The following is a 17,077-nucleotide window of genomic DNA, read 5'->3' on the forward strand; positions in this document are numbered from 1 at the left end:
GGTCTCATGAAAAAATATTTCGGTTTTCTGTTGTTGGCAATCGGCCTCGGCCTTTCCATGCCCGCCTCGGCGGCTTTGCAAATCCAGTCGTGGACGCAAGCCGACGGCGCGCGCGTGCTGTTCGTGGCCAACCATGCGATCCCGATGCTGGATGTCAGCGTGCAGTTCGATGCCGGCCAGCGGCGCGATCCGGCCGGCCGTGCCGGCCTGGCCGAACTGACCGTGGCCAGCCTGACGCGCGGCGTGGAAGGTGGCCAAGGGCAGGATGGCGGCGGCCTGAGCGAGGCGCAGATCCTGGACGGTTTCGCCGATGTCGCGGCCGAACGCCATGCCGGCGCCGGCCAGGACCGTGCCGGCGTTAACTTGCGTACGCTGTCGTCGCCGGCCGAACGCGATGCATCGCTGGCGCTGCTGGCGCGCACCTTGGCCCACCCCAGCTTTCCGCAGGCGGGCCTGGAGCGCGACAAGGCGCTGGCCATTTCCGACATCCGCGAAGAGCTGACCAAGCCCGAGGCCATCGCCGAGAAGGCGTTCATGGCGGCGATCTACGGCAGCCACCCTTATGCCATTGACGCCAGCGAAGCCAGCGTGCAGGCCATCGGCCGCGATGATGTCGTGGCTTTCCATCGGGCCCACTATGTGGCCAACCGCGCCGTCATCGCCATGATCGGCGACATCACGCGCGCACAGGCCGAACAGATCGCGGCGCGGCTGACCCGCGAATTGCCGCAGGGCGCCCCGTTGCCGGCCTTGCCCGAAGTCGTCGCACCCACGGGCGGCGAGGTGCGTATCGCGCATCCGGCCTCGCAGTCGCACATCCTGATCGGGGCGCCCGCCATCCAGCGCGGCGATGCGGACTTTTTCGCGCTCACGGTCGGCAACTACATCCTGGGCGGCGGCGGTTTCGTTTCCCGCCTGACCGATGAAGTGCGCGAGAAGCGCGGCCTCACCTACAGCGTCTATAGCGGTTTCTCGCCGCTGGCGCAGCCGGGGCCGTTCCAGATCGGCTTGCAGACCAAGAAGGAGCAGACCGGGCAGGCGCTGCAGGTGGTGCGCGACACGTTGGCCAAATTCCTCAAGGACGGCCCGGCCGCGGCCGAGATGAAGGCCGCCAAGGACAATCTGACTGGCGGCTTCGCCTTGCGCATCGACAGCAACGCCAAGCTGCTGGAAAACATGGCCGTGATCGGTTTCTACGACCTGCCGCTGGATTACCTTGAGCGCTGGATCGGCCGCGTCCGCGAGGTCAGCATCGCCGACGTGCGCGCCGCATTGCGCCGTCATATCCATCCCGAGCAGTTGTCGACGGTCATCGTCGGCGCAGAGGCGCCGGCCGCACAGTGAGGACGGCGGCATGAACCAGGCAAACAGGAGTCGCCCGGCGCCCAAGGCCGGGCAAGGCGGCAAGCCGGCCTCGCGCGGCCCGCATCAGGTGCGCATCATCGGCGGCCAATGGAAGCGTACCCCGCTGCCGGTGCTGGATGCCGAAGGCTTGCGTCCGACCCCGGACCGCGTGCGCGAGACGGTGTTCAACTGGCTCACCCATTTGCTGGATGGCGATTGGAGCCGGGTGGCTTGTCTCGACTTGTTCGCCGGTTCCGGCGCGCTGGGGTTCGAAGCCGCCAGCCGCGGCGCGCGGCGTGTCGTGATGGTCGAGCAGAGCGGCCCTGCGGTGCGCCAGCTGGAAGCCAACCGCGACAAGCTCAAGGCCGATTCCATCGCCATCGTTCGCGGCGACGCGCAGGCCGTAGCGCGCCATGCCGCGCAGCGCGAACCGGGGGGATTTCAATTGGTGTTCATCGATCCGCCCTATCACCAGGGCTGGCTGGAAAAGATGCTGCCGGTATGCGAAGCGCTGCTGCCGCCGTCCGGTCTGGTCTATGCCGAAGCCGAGTTTCCGCTGGAGGGCGAACAGGCGCCGGCATGGATGGCGCCGTGGGAAGTGCTGCGTTCGGACAAGGCGGGCATGGTGTTCTATCATTTATTGCAACGCAAAAGCGGCGCGCAAATTCAGGCATAATGCGCGTTCTGATTGAATTGCCGGTGAGGAGACACCATGGTGACTGCAGTATATCCAGGGACATTCGATCCGTTGACGCGCGGCCATGAGGATCTGGTTCGACGCGCATCCGGATTGTTTGACAAATTGGTGGTCGGGGTAGCGGACAGCAAAAACAAGAAGCCGTTTTTTTCGCTTGAAGAGCGTTTGTCGATCGCCAACGAAGTGCTGGGACATTATCCGAATGTCCAGGTGGAAAGTTTTTCCGGATTGTTGAAGGACTTCGTGCGCCAGAACAATGCGCGCGTGATCGTGCGCGGCCTGCGCGCGGTGTCCGACTTCGAATACGAATTCCAGATGGCGGGCATGAACCGCTATTTGCTGCCGGACGTCGAAACCCTGTTTCTGACGCCGTCGGATCAGTACCAGTTCATCTCCGGCACCATTGTGCGCGAGATCGCGCAGTTGGGCGGCGATGTATCCAAGTTCGTGTTTCCTTCGGTCGAAAAGTGGCTGAAGGCCAAGATAGCGAAGCAGAACGGCTGAGGCCGGTTGCGGTAGCCAAATGCAGGCAGGGTAGGGAAATGAAGGTTGGAGCAGGAAAATTCGCAGACGGCAAGGCGCGGCGCGGGAACGGCGGCGCAAAGGAGCAGCCATGGCGCTGATGATTACCGACGACTGCATCAATTGCGATGTCTGCGAGCCCGAGTGCCCGAACGAAGCGATCTACATGGGGCCGCAGATCTATGAGATCAATCCGGACAAGTGCACCGAGTGCGTCGGCCATTTCGATGAGCCGCAATGCCAGCAGGTCTGCCCGGTCGCTTGCATCCCCTTCAATCCCGCGTGGCGCGAAAGCCGCGAGCAACTGATGGACAAGTACGAACGCCTGCAGGCTGGAGCCAAGCAAGGCTGAGGCCGGGATGCCCCATCCTGGCGCTGCGATAAAAGCCGGCATTGCCGGCTTTTATCTTTTGCCCGGGCCAAGCAAAGACAAGACACGACCATGCAACACATTCCCAAGCCTGCCATTGCGGCATTGCTGTTGAACACCACGATCTGGGGCCTGTCCTGGACCGGCATGCGCGCCCTGGAAGGCATGGGCTTGCATCCGCTGTGGGCCACCGCGGCGATCTTCGTGGGTTGCACCGCCATGCTGCTGGTGATCAAGCGCCGCGATATCGGGCAACTGCGCCGGCATCCCGAACTGCTGGGCGTGGCCTTGGCCACCGGGCTGACCAATGTCGCCTTCAACGTCGCCATCGCCTATGGCGACGTGGTGCGCGTGATCCTGCTGTTTTACCTGATGCCGATCTGGACCGTGGCGCTGGCGCGCGTGGTGCTGCGCGAAGCCATTACCGCGCGTTCGCTGGGGCGCGTGGCGCTGGGACTGACAGGCGCCGTGATCGTGCTGTACCAGCCGCGCCTGGGTTTGCCGCTGCCGCGCAGCTTGCCCGATTGGCTGGCGGTGCTGGGCGGCATGTGCTTCGCCGTCAACAATGTGCTGCTGCGCCGTTTGCACGGCGTGTCGGATGGCGCCCGCGCGATTTCCATGCTGAGCGGCGGGGCGTTCCTGGCTTGCCTGTTGGGCCTGGCGCTTGCGTTCTCGGGATGGATTGCCTGGCCAGCGGCCACGCCGATGGCGGCGTGGCCGCTGGTGGGGATGTGGTCGGTGCTGTTCCTGATATCGAACCTGTGCCTGCAATACGGCGTGGCGCGCTTGCCGGCCAATATCACGGCGGTGGTGATGCTGGCGGAGATCCTGGTGGCAAGCCTGTCGGCATGGCTGCTGGGCGCCGCCGAACTGCGGCCGCAGGATGTGGTCGGCGGCGTGCTCATCATTGCCGCCCCGTGGATCATCCGCGACCGGCGCGCGGTCGCGCCTGCGGCTGCCTGATCAGGCCATCGGCGCCAGCACCACGCGATTGCGGCCGCTTTCCTTGGCCTGGTAGAGCGCCTGGTCGGCAGCCTTGAGCATGGCCTGCTTGACTTCCTCGGCCGGGCGGCTGCGCTCCGGCGGCATCAGCGAGGCCGAGCCGATCGAAGCGGTGATCTTGAGCGGATCGCGCGAACCCTCGATCATGATGCCGCGGCCGCCGATGCCGGCGCGGATGCGCTCGGCGATGCGCGCCGCATCTTCGCGCGTGGCGTGCGTGAGCAGCACGACAAACTCTTCGCCGCCGAAACGGCCCAGCGCGTCCGACAGGCGCAGCTCCTTCTTGATCCGCGCCGCCACTTCGCGCAGCACATCGTCGCCGCTCTGGTGGCCGAACTGGTCGTTGACGCGCTTGAAATGGTCGATATCGATGAACAGGCAGGACAGCGCCGAGCGTTCGCGCTGGCCGCGCGCGACTTCCTCATGCATGCGCTGCTCGATATAGCGGCGGTTGTTGACCCCGGTGAGCGGGTCGGTGAGGCCGATATGTTTCAGGCGCTCGTTGTTGATCACGTTTTCGAGGCAGATCGCGGCTACCGTCGCCAGGCGCTGGATGAAGTCGGTGGCCAGCTTGCGCGTGAAGCGTTCCGGATAGGCGCTGCCCAGCGCCAGGTAGCCCAGCAGGCGATGCTGGCGCACCAGCGGCAGCACGGCCACGCTGACCGGCTGGTAGTTGGGAAATAGCGGGCCGTGCAGCGCCGCCAGGTACTCGCCAAGCCGGGGTTTCTCCGCCGACGGGCGGCGGCCGTCTTCATCGGGGAAGGCGATGTGCCGTTTCAGGAACAGCAGGTTGGGGAATTCGTTCAGGCCGATCTGCAGGTCGCGCAGGATGCGCTGGATCGCGTAGTCCTCGTCGATCAGGGACAGCGTCACGGTTTCCAGATTGAACACGCCGGGCATCATGGCCAGTATGGCCTCGATCAGCTCGCGGAATTCGCTGGCGCCGATGAGCTTCAGGTCGAAAGCCTGGTGGCGTTCGATGATGGATTGGTTGATGTGCGCCTGTTGCAGCAGATCCTGCAGCTCAGCCCGCAACTGCTGGTTGTCGGCGATGAGCGTTTCCGTGTCGACAGCGGATGTCATGTGCATTTTCCGGCGTTTGGCCGGCCCCCGTTGCGCAAACCGGTTTCCCGGTATCCCCTTGCTTTCCCGCCGGCGCTTGTGGCGTCCGGCAGCGTCATGCTGGCAGCTATATCGGCAGCTTCAGCCCCGCTCTGAAGCCCCGGTTTGAAACTCTGTCGCCAGAAGCGCCGCTATCTTAACCCCATTGCAAGAAATGTTCCCGCAGCCCTTCTTTGCGTTACCGTTTCAAGCGACCTGCGGCGCGAAGAAGCGCTCTCCCATCTCTTCCAGCCCCAGCGTGCGCAACACTTCCTGTAGCCGCTCGGCCGGACGGCGGCGCGGCAGGTCGCGGTATTGCGCGATGATCAGTTCATTCTTCATCGAATGCTCCCAGCCCACCAGCTCGGTCACGCTGACCTTGTAGCCGTGCGCTTCCAGTTGCAGACAGCGCAACACATTGGTGACCTGGCTGCCGAACTCGCGCGTGTGCAGCGGGTGGCGCCAGATCTCGGTGAGCGAATTGGCCAGCGACTTGCCCTTGTGGCGGTTCAGCACCGAAGCCACCTCGGCCTGGCAGCACGGCACCAGCACGATGAAACGCGCTTGCTTCTTCAGCGCGAAATGGATGGCGTCGTCGGTGGCGGTGTCGCAGGCATGCAGCGCGGTGACCACGTCGATCTGTTGCGGCAACTGGTCGGACACGATGGAGTCGGCCACCGACAGGTTGACGAAGGACATGCCGCCAAAGCCCAGGCGCGCGGCCAGTTCCTCGGACTTCTTCACCAGTTCTTCGCGGGTTTCGATGCCGTAGATGTGCGGCGCACCCTGCAATGCCTTGAAGAACAGGTCGTACAGGATGAAGCCCAGGTAAGACTTGCCGGCGCCGTGGTCGACCAGCGTCACGTCCGGATGGTCTTGCAGCACCTCGGCCAGCAGCGGTTCGATGAACTGGTACAGGTGGTAGACCTGCTTGAGCTTGCGGCGGCTGTCCTGGTTGAGCTTGCCGTCGCGCGTGAGGATGTGCAGTTCCTTGAGCAGTTCTATCGACTGGCCGGGGCGGATCTCATTGACCAGGGGCGCAGCATCGGCCGCTTGCGTCGGGCGCTTGGCGCGGCTTTTGTCGCTGCCCGGTGAGGGGATGGCTTGCTTGCTCATGGTGCTGCTATCAAGGTTGAAGCCGGCAGGATACCTGCCGGCGATGACTGCAATACGACAAAGCCTGGCGGCTGTGCGAAGTCAGACGTTGAATGGAAATAGTGGATGGAAGTCCACTTCATTGTGCAGATGCCTGCTTTTCAAACATGATGTCGAGAACGTACATAATGGGGGGGCTTGATTCAAGACAGTCTCCCTTAGGCAATCGCCTGGATGCCGTTCTTTTCTACTACGGTCAGCAGGCGCAAGGCCGGGCCGCCAGGTTTCTTTACGCCGCGTTCCCAGTCGGAGACAAGGTTCTTGCTCACGTTCAGGTAGAGGGCAAAGATGGGCTGCGACAAGTGCTCACGCTCGCGTAGCGCACGGATGCGTTCGGGGGGCATGGGTTGCGCCGGCGTCAGGCAGCTTTCGTCGAACTCGCGAATGGTCTGCTTGTTGATGGCGCCGACTTCATGCAGAGCCTCCATCGTCTCATGGATGGCCGCGTAGGCTTCACTCCTGTATTTCTTCGCCATGATCGTGTACCTCCGTAAATTGTCCTGCTTCGATCAGCTTCGCTAGGTGCGCTTCCGATAGTCCCAGTACATGCTCCGCCGCCTTCTTGAACGCAGCCTCTTCGTCATCGTCGATGTTGTCGCGTTCGTTCTTGGCGAATCCATACACGAAGAAAGCTCTCTCTACCACGCGGTACAGGATGATGGTGCGAAAGCCGCCCGACTTGCCTTGTCCAGGTCGCGCCACGCGCTGTTTGATGACGCCACCGCCTAGATCCGCATCAACTAATCCCCGTTCGGCGCGCTTGATAGCCTCTAGAAGACACTTTGTCTGCGATGCCCTGCTTGCGGGCAAAACGCTCGAACCAAGCGTTCTTGAAAACCCTCACGTAGTTCCCTGCGCAAATTAATCGTCACACATAGTATTACATGTGGCGATACCAATAGCAAGAGGGGCCTGGTTGACTGGAGAGCGCGGCTTGAGCACAGCTTCCAATGTTTCGCCATTCGGCGCTGTGGCGTAGTCGCCGATGGCGAGTACGCTTTCCTTGATATCCCCTTCACGGGCGAGCTTGATGCGGCAGCGCCACGCATTCATTGATGGATGGCGATGCGCAATATTGAACAAGCACAAACAAAAACCCCGCATTTAAGCGGGGTTGAAGGGATATTTGAACTTGGATAAACGTCGTTGAACAGTACGTTCCAGTTATACGTTGAACAGGAAGTTCATCACATCGCCATCCTTGACGATGTATTCCTTGCCTTCGGCGCGCATCTTGCCGGCTTCCTTGGCGCCTGCTTCGCCCTTGCAGGCGATGAAGTCTTCATAGGCGATGGTCTGGGCGCGGATGAAGCCGCGTTCGAAGTCGGTGTGGATCACGCCGGCGGCCTGCGGGCCGGTGGCGCCGACCGGCACCGTCCAGGCGCGCACTTCCTTGACGCCCGCGGTGAAGTAAGTCTGCAGGCCCAGCAGCTTGAAGGCGGCGCGGATCAGGCGATCCAGGCCCGGCTCCTGCATGCCCATGTCGGCCAGGAATTCGGCGCGGTCGGCGTCGTCCAGGTCGGCGATCTCGGCTTCGATGGCGGCGCAGATGGCCACGATGGGGGCGTTCTGTTCCTTGGCGTAGGCGGTCAACTGGTCCAGCAGCGGGTTATTGGTGAAGCCCGAGTCGGAAACGTTGGCCACGTACATGGCCGGCTTGGCGGTGATCAGGCACAGCGGCTTGATCAGCAGCATTTCTTCCGCATCCAGGCCCAGCGCGCGCACCGGCTTGGCTTCGTCCAGCGCCGGCATGATGCGTTCCAGCAGGGCCACCAGCTTGGCGGCATCCTTGTCGCCGGAGCGCGCCTTCTTCTGCTCGCGATGGATGGCCTTCTCGACGGTGCCCATGTCGGCCAGCGCCAGTTCGGTCTGGATCACGGCGATGTCATCGAGCGGATTGACGCGGCCGGCCACGTGGATGACGTTCGGGTCTTCGAAGCAGCGCACCACGTTGACGATGGCGTCGGTCTCGCGGATGTGCGACAGGAACTGGTTGCCCAGGCCTTCGCCCTTGGAGGCGCCCGCCACCAGGCCGGCGATGTCGACGAATTCGACCACGGCCGGCAGGATGCGCTCGGGCTTGACAATCTCGGCCAGCGCCGTCAGGCGCGGATCGGGGACTTCCACCACGCCCACGTTCGGCTCAATGGTGCAGAACGGATAGTTCTCGGCGGCGATGCCGGCCTTGGTCAGGGCGTTGAAGAGGGTGGATTTTCCGACGTTGGGCAGGCCCACGATGCCGCATTTGAGGCTCATGACAAATTCTTCCGAAAGCAAAACCGCCATTGTATCAAGCCGGGCGGGGTTGCCCTAGGGCGGGCATGCGCGGCCGGGCGCGAAACCGCATGCCGGCGACTTGCTGGAACGATGCGTATCGGCAGGCCTGCTCAAGAAGTAAGCAAACGTTGCATATGAACCACATTCCAATGAATTTGTTTGTTTTGCGGGGTTTTAATGACTGATATGTCATTAAGTGAGGTGTCGTTAAAAACCGGCAATTGACATGAAAATGTATGGAAGTTGTTAAGATCATGCATTTTCGTTGCAAGCCATTTACACGCTGTATTGCTGTCTTAAAAGCGATTTGTAAATTTTGCTCTACAATATCGGTTTTCCAGAGATATCAAAGAAACCGCTTTGCCAAATATCGTAGAAATCCGCGATCTGCATTTCCGTTATGGCGACCGTCCCATCCTGACCGGGTTGCGCATGGATTTCCCGCGCGGCAAGGTCGTGGCGGTGATGGGCGGTTCCGGTTCGGGGAAAACCACCATCCTGCGCCTGATCGGCGGCCAGTTGCATCCGCAGCAGGGTTCGCTGACGGTGGATGGCGAGAACGTCCCCGGGCTCGATACGAAGCAGCTCTATCTGCTGCGCCGCAAGATGGGCATGCTGTTCCAGAATGGCGCCTTGTTTACCGACATGACGGTATTCGACAACGTGGCCTTCCCGCTGCGCGAGCATACCGACCTGGGCGAGGAGCTGATCCGCGACCTGGTGCTGATGAAGCTCAACGCGGTCGGCCTGCGCAACGCCGCGGCCTTGAAGCCGGCCGAGATTTCCGGCGGCATGGCGCGGCGCGTCGCGCTGGCGCGCACGATCGCGCTCGATCCGCTGCTGATCATGTATGACGAGCCCTTCGCCGGCCTCGATCCGATTTCCATGGGCGTGACCGCCAACCTGATCCGTCGTCTGAACGACGCGCTGGGCTCGACCTCGATCCTGGTGTCGCACGATGTCAACGAATCCTTCGGCATCGCCGACTATGTGTATTTCCTGTCGCAGGGGCAGGTGGTGGCGCAGGGCACGCCGGCCGAGATGCGCACCTCGACCGATCCCTACGTCAAGCAGTTCGTGCATGCCGAGTCGGACGGCCCGGTGCCGTTCCACTATCCGGGCAAGTCGCTGGCCGAGGACCTGGGACTGGGAGGCCGCCCATGATCGTCAATTTGCTGGCCAGCCTGGGCCGCAGCATTCGCGAATTCATCGCCGGCACCGGTTTTGCCGCGCGCATGTTCTTCAATATGCTGGGGGCGTCGCTGGGCCTGTTGCGCCGTCCGCGCCTGATTACCGACCAGATCCACTTCATCGGCAACTATTCGCTGGTGATCATCGCGGTATCCGGCCTGTTCGTCGGTTTCGTGCTGGGGTTGCAAGGCTATTACACGCTCAATAAATATGGCTCCGAGCAGGCGCTGGGCCTGCTGGTGGCGCTGTCGCTGACGCGCGAACTGGGCCCGGTGGTGACCGCGCTGCTGTTCGCCGGGCGCGCCGGCACCTCGCTGACCGCCGAGATCGGCCTGATGAAGGCCGGCGAGCAGTTGTCGGCGATGGAAATGATGGCGGTCAATCCGTTGCAGCGCGTGGTCGCTCCGCGTTTCTGGGCCGGCGTGATCGCCATGCCGGTGCTGGCGGCGATCTTCAGCGCGGTGGGCATCATCGGCGGCTATGTGGTCGGCGTGCTGCTGATCGGCGTTGACGAGGGCGCCTTCTGGTCGCAGATGCAGGGCGGCGTGGATGTGTGGAACGACATCGCCAACGGCGTGCTGAAAAGCATCGTGTTCGGCATCGCGGTAACCTTCGTGGCGCTGTTCCAGGGCTATGAAGCGCAGCCGACGCCGGAAGGCGTGGCGCGCGCCACCACCCGCACCGTGGTGATCGCTTCGCTGATGGTGCTGGGCCTGGACTTCCTCCTGACCGCGCTGATGTTCAGCTGACAGAATCAATAAAAGGTATGACTATGCAACGTAAATCACTGGACGCCTGGGTTGGAATCTTCGTGCTGCTGGGCGTGGCCGCACTGGTGTTTCTGGCGCTCAAGGCCGGCAACATGAGCGCGATGTCGTTCGGCCAGAAAACCTACACCGTCAAGGCCAATTTCGATAACATCGGTGGATTGAAGTCGCGCGCGGCGGTCAAGAGCGCGGGTGTGGTGGTGGGGCGGGTCGATTCGATCCGCTTCGATGACCAGACCTTCCGTGCCATCGTCATCCTCAACATGGATGACGGCTACAAGTTTCCCAAGGACAGTTCCGCCAAGATCCTGACCTCGGGCCTGCTGGGCGAGCAATACATCGGCATCGAACCGGGTGGCGATACTGTCAACCTGGCCTCGGGCGATACGATAAAAATGACACAATCTGCCATTGTTCTGGAGAACCTGATCGGTCAGTTCCTCTACAGCAAGGCGGCAGAGGGAAAGGATGATTCGAAATGACTTACGCAGCACGCATCGGCGCATTTGCCCTGGCAGCGGCGGCCCTGACCGGTTGCGCCACCAGCAACAACAACCCCGGCGATCCGCTGGAGGGTTTCAACCGCGCCATGTTCAGCTTTAACGACACTGTCGACAAGGTGGCGCTCAAGCCAGTCGCACAAGCCTATGACACGGTGGTGCCGGATCCGGTGCAGGCCGGCGTGGGCAACTTCTTCGGCAACATCGGCGACCTGTGGTCGTCGATCAACCAACTGCTGCAGGGCCGTATCGAGCAGGGCGTGTCGACCTTCATGCGGGTGGCCATCAACACCACCTTCGGTCTGGGCGGTGTGCTGGACGTGGCGACCGAAGCCCGCCTGCCGCGCGAGAAGTCCGACTTCGGCCAGACCCTGGGCAAGTGGGGCGTAGGCTCCGGCCCGTATGTGGTGCTGCCGTTCTTCGGTCCGTCCACCATCCGCGACACCGCCGGCCTGCCGGTCGACCTGTATGGCGACCTGTGGACCTACAAGCGCCCGGTGCGCTGGCGTAACGTCGGCAGCGTGATCCGCGTGGTGGATCGTCGCGCCGAGTTGCTGGATGCCTCGACCCTGCTGGAAGATGCCGCGCTGGACAAGTACGACTTTGTGCGCGACACCTACCTGCAGCGCCGCCAGTCGCAAATCAACGGCGGCAATGCCGGCGCCGAGCAGAAGGAAGAGGCGGTCAAGCCTTGATGGCGCGGCCACGGCGGCGTTGCCGTCGGCGGCCGGCCTCTTGAAATTGCAGTAAATCGCACAAACTGTAAGATCCGTCGCCGTCTGTGACGGCGCGGGAACCCGATGGGGTGCGCGGTCTCGAAAGAAGGCCGGCAGTCGTCGGGCGTTTCACCGGCTCACCGACTTTCAGCGGCATGCGGATTCGCCGCTCCTATTCGAATGGACAAAGACCTATGAAGATGCTCACCAAATTTATCGCCATCGCCGTTTCCGCACTGGCCTTTTCCAGTGCCGCTTCCGCCCAGGAGGCGCCGGACGCGCTGGTCAAGCGCATCAGCTCGGAAGTGCTGGATACCGCCAAGAGCGACAAGGACATCCAGTCGGGCAACAACAACCGCATCATGCAACTGGTCGAGCAGAAGATCCTGCCTTATGTCGACTTCGAACGCATGACCCAGCTGGCGGCCGGCCGTTTCTGGCGCCAGGCTACCCCGGAGCAGCAACAGCAACTGATCACCGAATTCCGCAGCCTGCTGGTCTATACCTACTCCGGCGCGCTGTCGCAGGTGCGCGACCAGAAGATCGAATTCAAGCCGTTGCGCGCCGCTCCGACCGACACCGACGTGGAAGTGAATTCGCAAGTGATCTCGGCGCGCGGCGGCGAGCCGATCCAGCTGAGCTATCGCCTGGAAAAGAAGCCCGAAGGCTGGAAGCTGTATGACGTCAACGTGCTGGGCGCCTGGCTGGTGGAAGCCTACAAGGGCACCTTCACCAATGAAATCAACAAGGGCGGCATCGACGGCCTGATCAAGGCGCTGTCGGACAAGAACAAGCAACTGGCGGCGCGCTCGGCCGGCAAGAAGTAAGTTCAAGGCCCGATCCTACCGTTTCAGAAAGACCATCATGTTCAAGCCCGGCGCTTCGCTGACCGTCACCAATGCCCGTTCCGTCCTGAGCGAAGGGCTGTCGGCCATCGCCGCCGGCCAGGCCAGCATCGACGTCAGCGCAGTGGCGGTGGTCGACTCGTCGGCGGTGGCCACGCTCCTGGCCTGGCGCCGTGCGGCACAGGCCCGCGGCGCCGCGCTCGACTTTGGCGCGCTGCCGGCCAACCTGCAGAGCCTGGCCGACCTCTATGGCGTTTCCCCGCTGCTGCACGGCAATGGCTCGGCGGCGCCCACTTCCGCCACCGACCGACATCACTGACGGCCGCCGCCGCCGTCATGGCGGCACTCCCGAGGCTGCCGCCGCGTCTGCGGCAATCCGGCCCGGAAAATCGAATTCCCCTATAATCTCCTGTTTTACCGCCAGTTCATGACGCTGGTTCTGCGCCATTCCAGTGCGCCGCATCGTCGGCAAGCGGCATGGCCCATGGCGATGCTCTATGGCGCAGCGGCGCGGCGATCCATCCAATGACATCACAAGGCATCCGCAGGGACGCGACGACCGCCACGGCGGCCGCACCAGGATGCCGGGGCGAGGCCGACAGGGCGAATTCCTGTCACCTTATTCTTTCTTGCAAGTAACGAATGAAACGGGCTACCGGCAACATGGCCGCTTTGCAAATCAATGACATCAAGAAACGCTACCAGTCGCTGCAGGCGCTGGGCGGCGTTTCGCTGGCGATCGAAGAGGGCGAATTCTTCGGCTTGCTCGGCCCCAACGGCGCCGGCAAGACCACGCTGATCTCCATCATCGCCGGCCTGAACCGGGCCGACTCCGGCAGCGTCGCCATCCATGGCCACGATGTGGTCACCGACTATCGCGCCGCGCGCATGAAGCTGGGCGTGGTGCCGCAGGAGCTGGTGTTCGATCCCTTTTTCACCGTGCGCGAAACCTTGCGCATGCAGTCCGGCTATTTCGGTCTGAGGAACAACGACCGGTGGATCGACGAGGTCATGGAAAACCTCGACCTCACCAACAAGGCCGACACCAACATGCGCGCCCTCTCGGGCGGCATGAAGCGGCGCGTGCTGGTGGCGCAGGCGCTGGTGCACAAGCCGCCGGTGATCGTGCTGGACGAGCCGACCGCCGGGGTCGACGTGGAACTGCGCCAGACGCTGTGGAAATTCATCGGCCGCCTGAACCGCGAGGGTCATACCATCGTGCTGACCACCCACTACCTGGAAGAGGCGCAGGCGTTGTGCCACCGTATCGCCATGCTCAAGTTCGGCCGCGTGGTGGCGCTGGACTCCACCGAAGGCCTGATCAAGCGCATTTCCGGTTCGCAACTGGCGCTGCGCTTGAAGAACGGCGCCCTGCCGGACGCGCTCAAGGCGCTGGTGACCCATCCCGAAGAACTGTTGTCGGGCAATAAATACACGCTGCGCGTGAACGACTACCAGGAAGTCGAACCGATCCTGGCCGCGCTGCGCGCCGCGGGCGCCGAGATCGACGACATGCAATTGCAACAGGCCGACCTGGAAGATGTGTTCATCCAGATCATGGGAGATGAAAAATGACCGGCTTCCAGACCCTGTTCTACAAGGAAATCCTGCGCTTCTGGAAGGTGGCGACGCAGACCGTGACCGCGCCCATCATGACCGCGCTGCTGTACCTGCTGATCTTCGGCCACGTGCTGCAAGACCACGTGCAGGTCTATCCCGGCGTGCAGTACACCGGTTTCCTGGTGCCCGGCCTGGTGATGATGAGCGTGCTGCAAAACGCCTTCGCCAACAGTTCGTCCTCGCTGATCCAGTCCAAGATCACCGGCAACCTGGTGTTCGTGCTGTTGACGCCGCTGTCGCACTGGGAACTGTTCGGTGGCTATGTGCTGGCGGCGGTGGTGCGCGGCCTGGTCGTCGGCGCCGGCGTGTTCGTCGTCACCGCCTGGTTCGGCCGCCTGGATTTCGTGGCGCCGCTGTGGATTCTGGCGTTCGCCGTGCTGGGAGCGGCGATCCTGGGCACGATGGGCCTGGTGGCCGGCATCTGGGCCGAGAAGTTCGACCAGCTGGCGGCGTTCCAGAATTTCCTGATCGTGCCGCTGACCTTCCTGGCCGGCGTGTTCTATTCGATACACTCGCTGCCGCCGTTCTGGCAGGCGGTGTCGCATTTCAACCCGTTTTTTTATATGATCGATGGCTTTCGCTACGGCTTCTTCGGCCAGTCCGACATCAATCCCATGACCAGCCTTGGCATCGTGACCGTGTTCTTCGTGGCGCTGGCCACGCTGGCGGTGCGCCTGCTCAAGAGCGGCTACAAGCTGCGCGCCGGTTCGCACTGAAGCGCCGGCCCCATCATCGAACCTAGTGAAGAGCTGAACCATGCTACCCACACCCGAACTCGTCAAAAGCTATATCGTCGCCGGCCTTGAATGCCGGCATATCGAAGTCGAAGGCGACGGCCAGCATTTCAATGCCGTCATCGTTTCCGACGCCTTCGCCGGCAAGCGCCTGATCCAGCGCCACCAGCTGGTCTACGCCGCGCTGGGCGACCGCATGCGTGAAGAGATCCACGCGCTGTCGATGAAGACCCTCACTCCCGAAGAATTCCAGAAATAAGGCAAGAACATGGACAAGCTCCTGATCCGCGGCGGCAAGCGCCTCTCCGGCGAAGTCACCATCTCCGGCGCCAAGAACGCGGCGCTGCCCATCCTGTGCGCCGGTTTGTTGACGGCCGATGACCTGCACCTGAAGAATATCCCGCACCTGCAGGACGTGATCACCATCACCAAGCTGATGAAGCAGATGGGGCTGCGCGTGCAGGAAAACGGCGACGAGACCGTGCTCAACGGCAACGACATCACCAAGCTGGAAGCGCCGTATGAAATGGTCAAGACCATGCGCGCCAGTATCCTGGTGCTGGGCCCGCTGCTGGCGCGCTTCGGCGAAGCCAAGGTGTCGCTGCCGGGCGGCTGCGCCATCGGCTCGCGTCCGGTGGACCAGCACATCAAGGGCTTGCAAGCCATGGGCGCCGAGATTCATATCGACGCCGGCTATATCTATGCCAAGGCCAAGCGCCTCAAGGGCGCGCGCATCGTCACCGACATGATCACCGTCACCGGCACCGAAAACCTGCTGATGGCCGCCGTGCTGGCCGAGGGCGAGACCGTGCTGGAAAACGCCGCGCGCGAACCGGAAGTAGGCGACCTGGCCAACCTGCTGGTCAAGATGGGCGCCAAGATCGAAGGCATCGGCAGCGACCGCCTGGTGATCCAGGGCGTGGACAAGCTGCACGGCGCCACCCACGAAGTGATCGCCGATCGCATCGAGACCGGCACCTTCCTGTGCGCGGTCGCCGCCGCCGGCGGCGACGTCACGCTGCGCCGCACCCGTTCCGGCCTGCTCGACGCGGCGCTGGACAAGCTGCGCGAAGCCGGCGCCATCCTCACCTCGGGCGAGGACTGGATCCGTATCCAGATGGCCGCGCGCCCCAAGGCGGTGAGCTTCCGCACTACCGAATACCCCGGTTTCCCGACTGACATGCAGGCGCAATTCATGGCGCTGAACTGCATCGCCGACGGCACCAGCCACGTCACCGAAACCATCTTTGAAAACCGCTTCATGCACGTGCAGGAGCTCAACCGCCTGGGTGCGGCCATCGACATCGAAGGCAACACCGCCATCATCAAGGGCGTGGACAAGTTCGTCGGCGCGCCGGTGATGGCGACCGACCTGCGCGCCTCCGCCTCGCTGGTGATCGCCGGCCTGGCCGCGCAAGGCGAGACCCTGGTCGAGCGCATCTACCACCTCGACCGCGGCTACGATCGCATGGAAGCCAAGTTGTCGGCCATCGGCGCCGACATCGAGCGCGTCAAGTAACAGTACCGGACCTGAAGCAGACAACATGACCCAACAACTGACGCTGGCGCTGTCCAAGGGCCGCATCTTCGAAGAAACCCTGCCGCTGCTCCAGGCCGCCGGCATCACCGTGGCCGAAGACCCGGAATCGTCGCGCAAGCTGATCCTGCCGACCAACGACGCCGACGTGCGCGTGATCATCGTGCGCGCCTCCGACGTGCCGACCTACGTGCAATACGGCGCGGCCGACTTCGGCGTGGCCGGCAAGGACGTGCTGCTGGAGCATGGCGGCGAAGGCCTGTACCAGCCGATCGACCTCAACATCGCCAAGTGCCGCCTGTCGGTGGCGGTGCAGGAAGGCTTCGACTACGCCAACGCGGTGCGCCAGGGCGCGCGCCTGCGGGTGGTGACCAAGTACGTCAAGACCGCGCGCGAGCACTTCGCCGCCAAGGGCGTGCACGTCGACCTGATCAAGCTGTACGGCTCGATGGAGCTGGGCCCGCTGGTGGGCCTGTCGGACGCCATCGTCGACCTGGTCAGCACCGGCGGCACGCTGCGCGCCAACAAGCTGGTGGAAGTCGAGCACATCATCGATATCTCCTCGCGCCTGGTGGTCAACCAGGCTGCGCTGAAGTTGAAGCGCGAGCGCCTGCAGCCCATCCTCGACGCCTTCGAGAAGGCGTCCAAAGCCAAGTAAGACCGTAACGAAACCAAGCCGAACCCAGCCGTATTGCAGGT

21 protein-coding genes are annotated in these 17,077 nt (G+C 63.0%); 16 read left to right on the forward strand and 5 right to left on the reverse strand.

Going from position 1 to position 17,077, the window contains the following annotated elements; genetic code table 11:
* Positions 1-6: 6 nt before the first annotated feature.
* The 5 genes from AC07N6_RS16160 to AC07N6_RS16180 all read left to right on the forward strand — a co-directional run bounded on the left by AC07N6_RS16160 (position 7) and on the right by AC07N6_RS16180 (position 3,896).
* Positions 7-1,344, forward strand: coding sequence for a M16 family metallopeptidase (locus AC07N6_RS16160; protein WP_494782795.1), 1,338 nt, complete (start codon positions 7-9; stop codon positions 1,342-1,344).
* A gap of 10 nt (positions 1,345-1,354) precedes the next feature.
* Positions 1,355-2,020 carry a 16S rRNA (guanine(966)-N(2))-methyltransferase RsmD gene (rsmD, locus tag AC07N6_RS16165; RefSeq protein ID WP_494782794.1) on the forward strand — a complete coding sequence of 222 codons (666 nt, stop codon included), beginning with the start codon at positions 1,355-1,357 and terminating at the stop codon, positions 2,018-2,020.
* 36 nt (positions 2,021-2,056) lie between these two features.
* A complete protein-coding gene (gene coaD / locus AC07N6_RS16170) occupies positions 2,057-2,545 on the forward strand; it encodes a pantetheine-phosphate adenylyltransferase (RefSeq protein ID WP_079218081.1) in 489 nt (162 codons plus the stop codon).
* Positions 2,546-2,654: 109 nt separating this feature from the next.
* A complete protein-coding gene (locus tag AC07N6_RS16175) occupies positions 2,655-2,915 on the forward strand; it encodes a YfhL family 4Fe-4S dicluster ferredoxin (protein ID WP_050466691.1) in 261 nt (86 codons plus the stop codon).
* Positions 2,916-3,005: 90 nt separating this feature from the next.
* Positions 3,006-3,896 (forward strand): DMT family transporter, encoded by an 891-nt coding sequence (locus tag AC07N6_RS16180; protein ID WP_494782793.1) that lies wholly within the window; start codon positions 3,006-3,008, stop codon positions 3,894-3,896.
* On the opposite strand, the gene AC07N6_RS16185 is transcribed toward AC07N6_RS16180, so the two are convergent.
* From AC07N6_RS16185 to ychF, 5 genes are all read right to left on the reverse strand, one after another.
* Positions 3,897-5,018, reverse strand: a complete 1,122-nt coding sequence (locus AC07N6_RS16185) for a GGDEF domain-containing protein (RefSeq protein WP_494782792.1) — start codon at positions 5,016-5,018, stop codon at positions 3,897-3,899.
* Between the two features lie 225 nt (positions 5,019-5,243).
* Positions 5,244-6,152 carry a class I SAM-dependent methyltransferase gene (locus tag AC07N6_RS16190; RefSeq protein WP_494782791.1) on the reverse strand — a complete coding sequence of 303 codons (909 nt, stop codon included), beginning with the start codon at positions 6,150-6,152 and terminating at the stop codon, positions 5,244-5,246.
* A gap of 197 nt (positions 6,153-6,349) precedes the next feature.
* Positions 6,350-6,667 carry a helix-turn-helix domain-containing protein gene (locus tag AC07N6_RS16195; protein ID WP_494782790.1) on the reverse strand — a complete coding sequence of 106 codons (318 nt, stop codon included), beginning with the start codon at positions 6,665-6,667 and terminating at the stop codon, positions 6,350-6,352.
* On the reverse strand, positions 6,645-7,001 hold the full coding sequence (locus tag AC07N6_RS16200; protein ID WP_494782789.1) for a type II toxin-antitoxin system RelE/ParE family toxin: 357 nt from the start codon (positions 6,999-7,001) through the stop codon (positions 6,645-6,647). The genes AC07N6_RS16195 and AC07N6_RS16200 overlap by 23 nt, the downstream gene beginning before the upstream one ends.
* Positions 7,002-7,355: 354 nt before the next feature.
* Positions 7,356-8,447, reverse strand: a complete 1,092-nt coding sequence (gene ychF, locus AC07N6_RS16205) for a redox-regulated ATPase YchF (protein ID WP_494782788.1) — start codon at positions 8,445-8,447, stop codon at positions 7,356-7,358.
* A gap of 381 nt (positions 8,448-8,828) precedes the next feature.
* Here ychF and AC07N6_RS16210 point away from each other — a divergent pair, with 381 nt between their 5' ends.
* The 11 genes from AC07N6_RS16210 (at position 8,829) to hisG (ending at position 17,036) form a co-directional block, all read left to right on the forward strand.
* Positions 8,829-9,632, forward strand: coding sequence for an ABC transporter ATP-binding protein (locus tag AC07N6_RS16210; RefSeq protein WP_494782787.1), 804 nt, complete (start codon positions 8,829-8,831; stop codon positions 9,630-9,632).
* Positions 9,629-10,408 carry a lipid asymmetry maintenance ABC transporter permease subunit MlaE gene (gene mlaE / locus AC07N6_RS16215; RefSeq protein WP_494782786.1) on the forward strand — a complete coding sequence of 260 codons (780 nt, stop codon included), beginning with the start codon at positions 9,629-9,631 and terminating at the stop codon, positions 10,406-10,408. Before AC07N6_RS16210 ends, mlaE begins: the two co-directional genes overlap by 4 nt.
* Before the next feature lie 23 nt (positions 10,409-10,431).
* On the forward strand, positions 10,432-10,908 hold the full coding sequence (mlaD, locus tag AC07N6_RS16220) for an outer membrane lipid asymmetry maintenance protein MlaD (RefSeq protein ID WP_494782785.1): 477 nt from the start codon (positions 10,432-10,434) through the stop codon (positions 10,906-10,908).
* Entirely contained in the window at positions 10,905-11,621 is a 717-nt protein-coding gene (locus AC07N6_RS16225) for an MlaA family lipoprotein (RefSeq protein WP_494782784.1), read from the forward strand. The genes mlaD and AC07N6_RS16225 overlap by 4 nt, the downstream gene beginning before the upstream one ends.
* 215 nt (positions 11,622-11,836) lie before the next feature.
* Positions 11,837-12,469 carry an MlaC/ttg2D family ABC transporter substrate-binding protein gene (locus AC07N6_RS16230; protein ID WP_494782783.1) on the forward strand — a complete coding sequence of 211 codons (633 nt, stop codon included), beginning with the start codon at positions 11,837-11,839 and terminating at the stop codon, positions 12,467-12,469.
* A 37-nt stretch (positions 12,470-12,506) separates the two neighbouring features.
* Positions 12,507-12,806, forward strand: coding sequence for an STAS domain-containing protein (locus tag AC07N6_RS16235; protein ID WP_494782782.1), 300 nt, complete (start codon positions 12,507-12,509; stop codon positions 12,804-12,806).
* 344 nt (positions 12,807-13,150) lie between these two features.
* A complete protein-coding gene (locus tag AC07N6_RS16240) occupies positions 13,151-14,062 on the forward strand; it encodes an ABC transporter ATP-binding protein (RefSeq protein WP_494782896.1) in 912 nt (303 codons plus the stop codon).
* Positions 14,059-14,823, forward strand: a complete 765-nt coding sequence (locus tag AC07N6_RS16245; protein WP_494782781.1) for an ABC transporter permease — start codon at positions 14,059-14,061, stop codon at positions 14,821-14,823. Before AC07N6_RS16240 ends, AC07N6_RS16245 begins: the two co-directional genes overlap by 4 nt.
* 40 nt (positions 14,824-14,863) lie before the next feature.
* A complete protein-coding gene (locus AC07N6_RS16250; RefSeq protein WP_141913712.1) occupies positions 14,864-15,100 on the forward strand; it encodes a BolA family protein in 237 nt (78 codons plus the stop codon).
* 9 nt (positions 15,101-15,109) lie between these two features.
* The gene (gene murA / locus AC07N6_RS16255; protein ID WP_050466679.1) at positions 15,110-16,360 is read left to right on the forward strand and encodes a UDP-N-acetylglucosamine 1-carboxyvinyltransferase; all 1,251 of its coding nucleotides are present in this window, start codon (positions 15,110-15,112) and stop codon (positions 16,358-16,360) included.
* Between the two features lie 25 nt (positions 16,361-16,385).
* Positions 16,386-17,036: an ATP phosphoribosyltransferase gene (gene hisG, locus AC07N6_RS16260; RefSeq protein WP_494782780.1), complete on the forward strand. Its 651-nt coding sequence runs from the start codon at positions 16,386-16,388 to the stop codon at positions 17,034-17,036.
* The last annotated feature ends 41 nt before the right edge of the window (positions 17,037-17,077 follow it).

Source organism: Herbaspirillum sp. GW821-FHT09A12, assembly GCF_059418325.1.

What these genes read in the sequence shown, in the direction of transcription:
- AC07N6_RS16160 (WP_494782795.1), top strand. Translation starts at nt 7, where the DNA reads ATGAAAAAATATTTCGGTTTTCTGTTGTTGGCAATCGGCCTCGGCCTT.
- rsmD (WP_494782794.1), top strand. Translation starts at nt 1,355, where the DNA reads ATGAACCAGGCAAACAGGAGTCGCCCGGCGCCCAAGGCCGGGCAAGGC.
- coaD (WP_079218081.1), top strand. Translation starts at nt 2,057, where the DNA reads ATGGTGACTGCAGTATATCCAGGGACATTCGATCCGTTGACGCGCGGC.
- AC07N6_RS16175 (WP_050466691.1), top strand. Translation starts at nt 2,655, where the DNA reads ATGGCGCTGATGATTACCGACGACTGCATCAATTGCGATGTCTGCGAG.
- AC07N6_RS16180 (WP_494782793.1), top strand. Translation starts at nt 3,006, where the DNA reads ATGCAACACATTCCCAAGCCTGCCATTGCGGCATTGCTGTTGAACACC.
- AC07N6_RS16185 (WP_494782792.1), bottom strand. Translation starts at nt 5,018, where the DNA reads ATGACATCCGCTGTCGACACGGAAACGCTCATCGCCGACAACCAGCAG.
- AC07N6_RS16190 (WP_494782791.1), bottom strand. Translation starts at nt 6,152, where the DNA reads ATGAGCAAGCAAGCCATCCCCTCACCGGGCAGCGACAAAAGCCGCGCC.
- AC07N6_RS16195 (WP_494782790.1), bottom strand. Translation starts at nt 6,667, where the DNA reads ATGGCGAAGAAATACAGGAGTGAAGCCTACGCGGCCATCCATGAGACG.
- ychF (WP_494782788.1), bottom strand. Translation starts at nt 8,447, where the DNA reads ATGAGCCTCAAATGCGGCATCGTGGGCCTGCCCAACGTCGGAAAATCC.
- mlaE (WP_494782786.1), top strand. Translation starts at nt 9,629, where the DNA reads ATGATCGTCAATTTGCTGGCCAGCCTGGGCCGCAGCATTCGCGAATTC.
- mlaD (WP_494782785.1), top strand. Translation starts at nt 10,432, where the DNA reads ATGCAACGTAAATCACTGGACGCCTGGGTTGGAATCTTCGTGCTGCTG.
- AC07N6_RS16225 (WP_494782784.1), top strand. Translation starts at nt 10,905, where the DNA reads ATGACTTACGCAGCACGCATCGGCGCATTTGCCCTGGCAGCGGCGGCC.
- AC07N6_RS16230 (WP_494782783.1), top strand. Translation starts at nt 11,837, where the DNA reads ATGAAGATGCTCACCAAATTTATCGCCATCGCCGTTTCCGCACTGGCC.
- AC07N6_RS16235 (WP_494782782.1), top strand. Translation starts at nt 12,507, where the DNA reads ATGTTCAAGCCCGGCGCTTCGCTGACCGTCACCAATGCCCGTTCCGTC.
- AC07N6_RS16240 (WP_494782896.1), top strand. Translation starts at nt 13,151, where the DNA reads ATGGCCGCTTTGCAAATCAATGACATCAAGAAACGCTACCAGTCGCTG.
- AC07N6_RS16245 (WP_494782781.1), top strand. Translation starts at nt 14,059, where the DNA reads ATGACCGGCTTCCAGACCCTGTTCTACAAGGAAATCCTGCGCTTCTGG.
- AC07N6_RS16250 (WP_141913712.1), top strand. Translation starts at nt 14,864, where the DNA reads ATGCTACCCACACCCGAACTCGTCAAAAGCTATATCGTCGCCGGCCTT.
- murA (WP_050466679.1), top strand. Translation starts at nt 15,110, where the DNA reads ATGGACAAGCTCCTGATCCGCGGCGGCAAGCGCCTCTCCGGCGAAGTC.
- hisG (WP_494782780.1), top strand. Translation starts at nt 16,386, where the DNA reads ATGACCCAACAACTGACGCTGGCGCTGTCCAAGGGCCGCATCTTCGAA.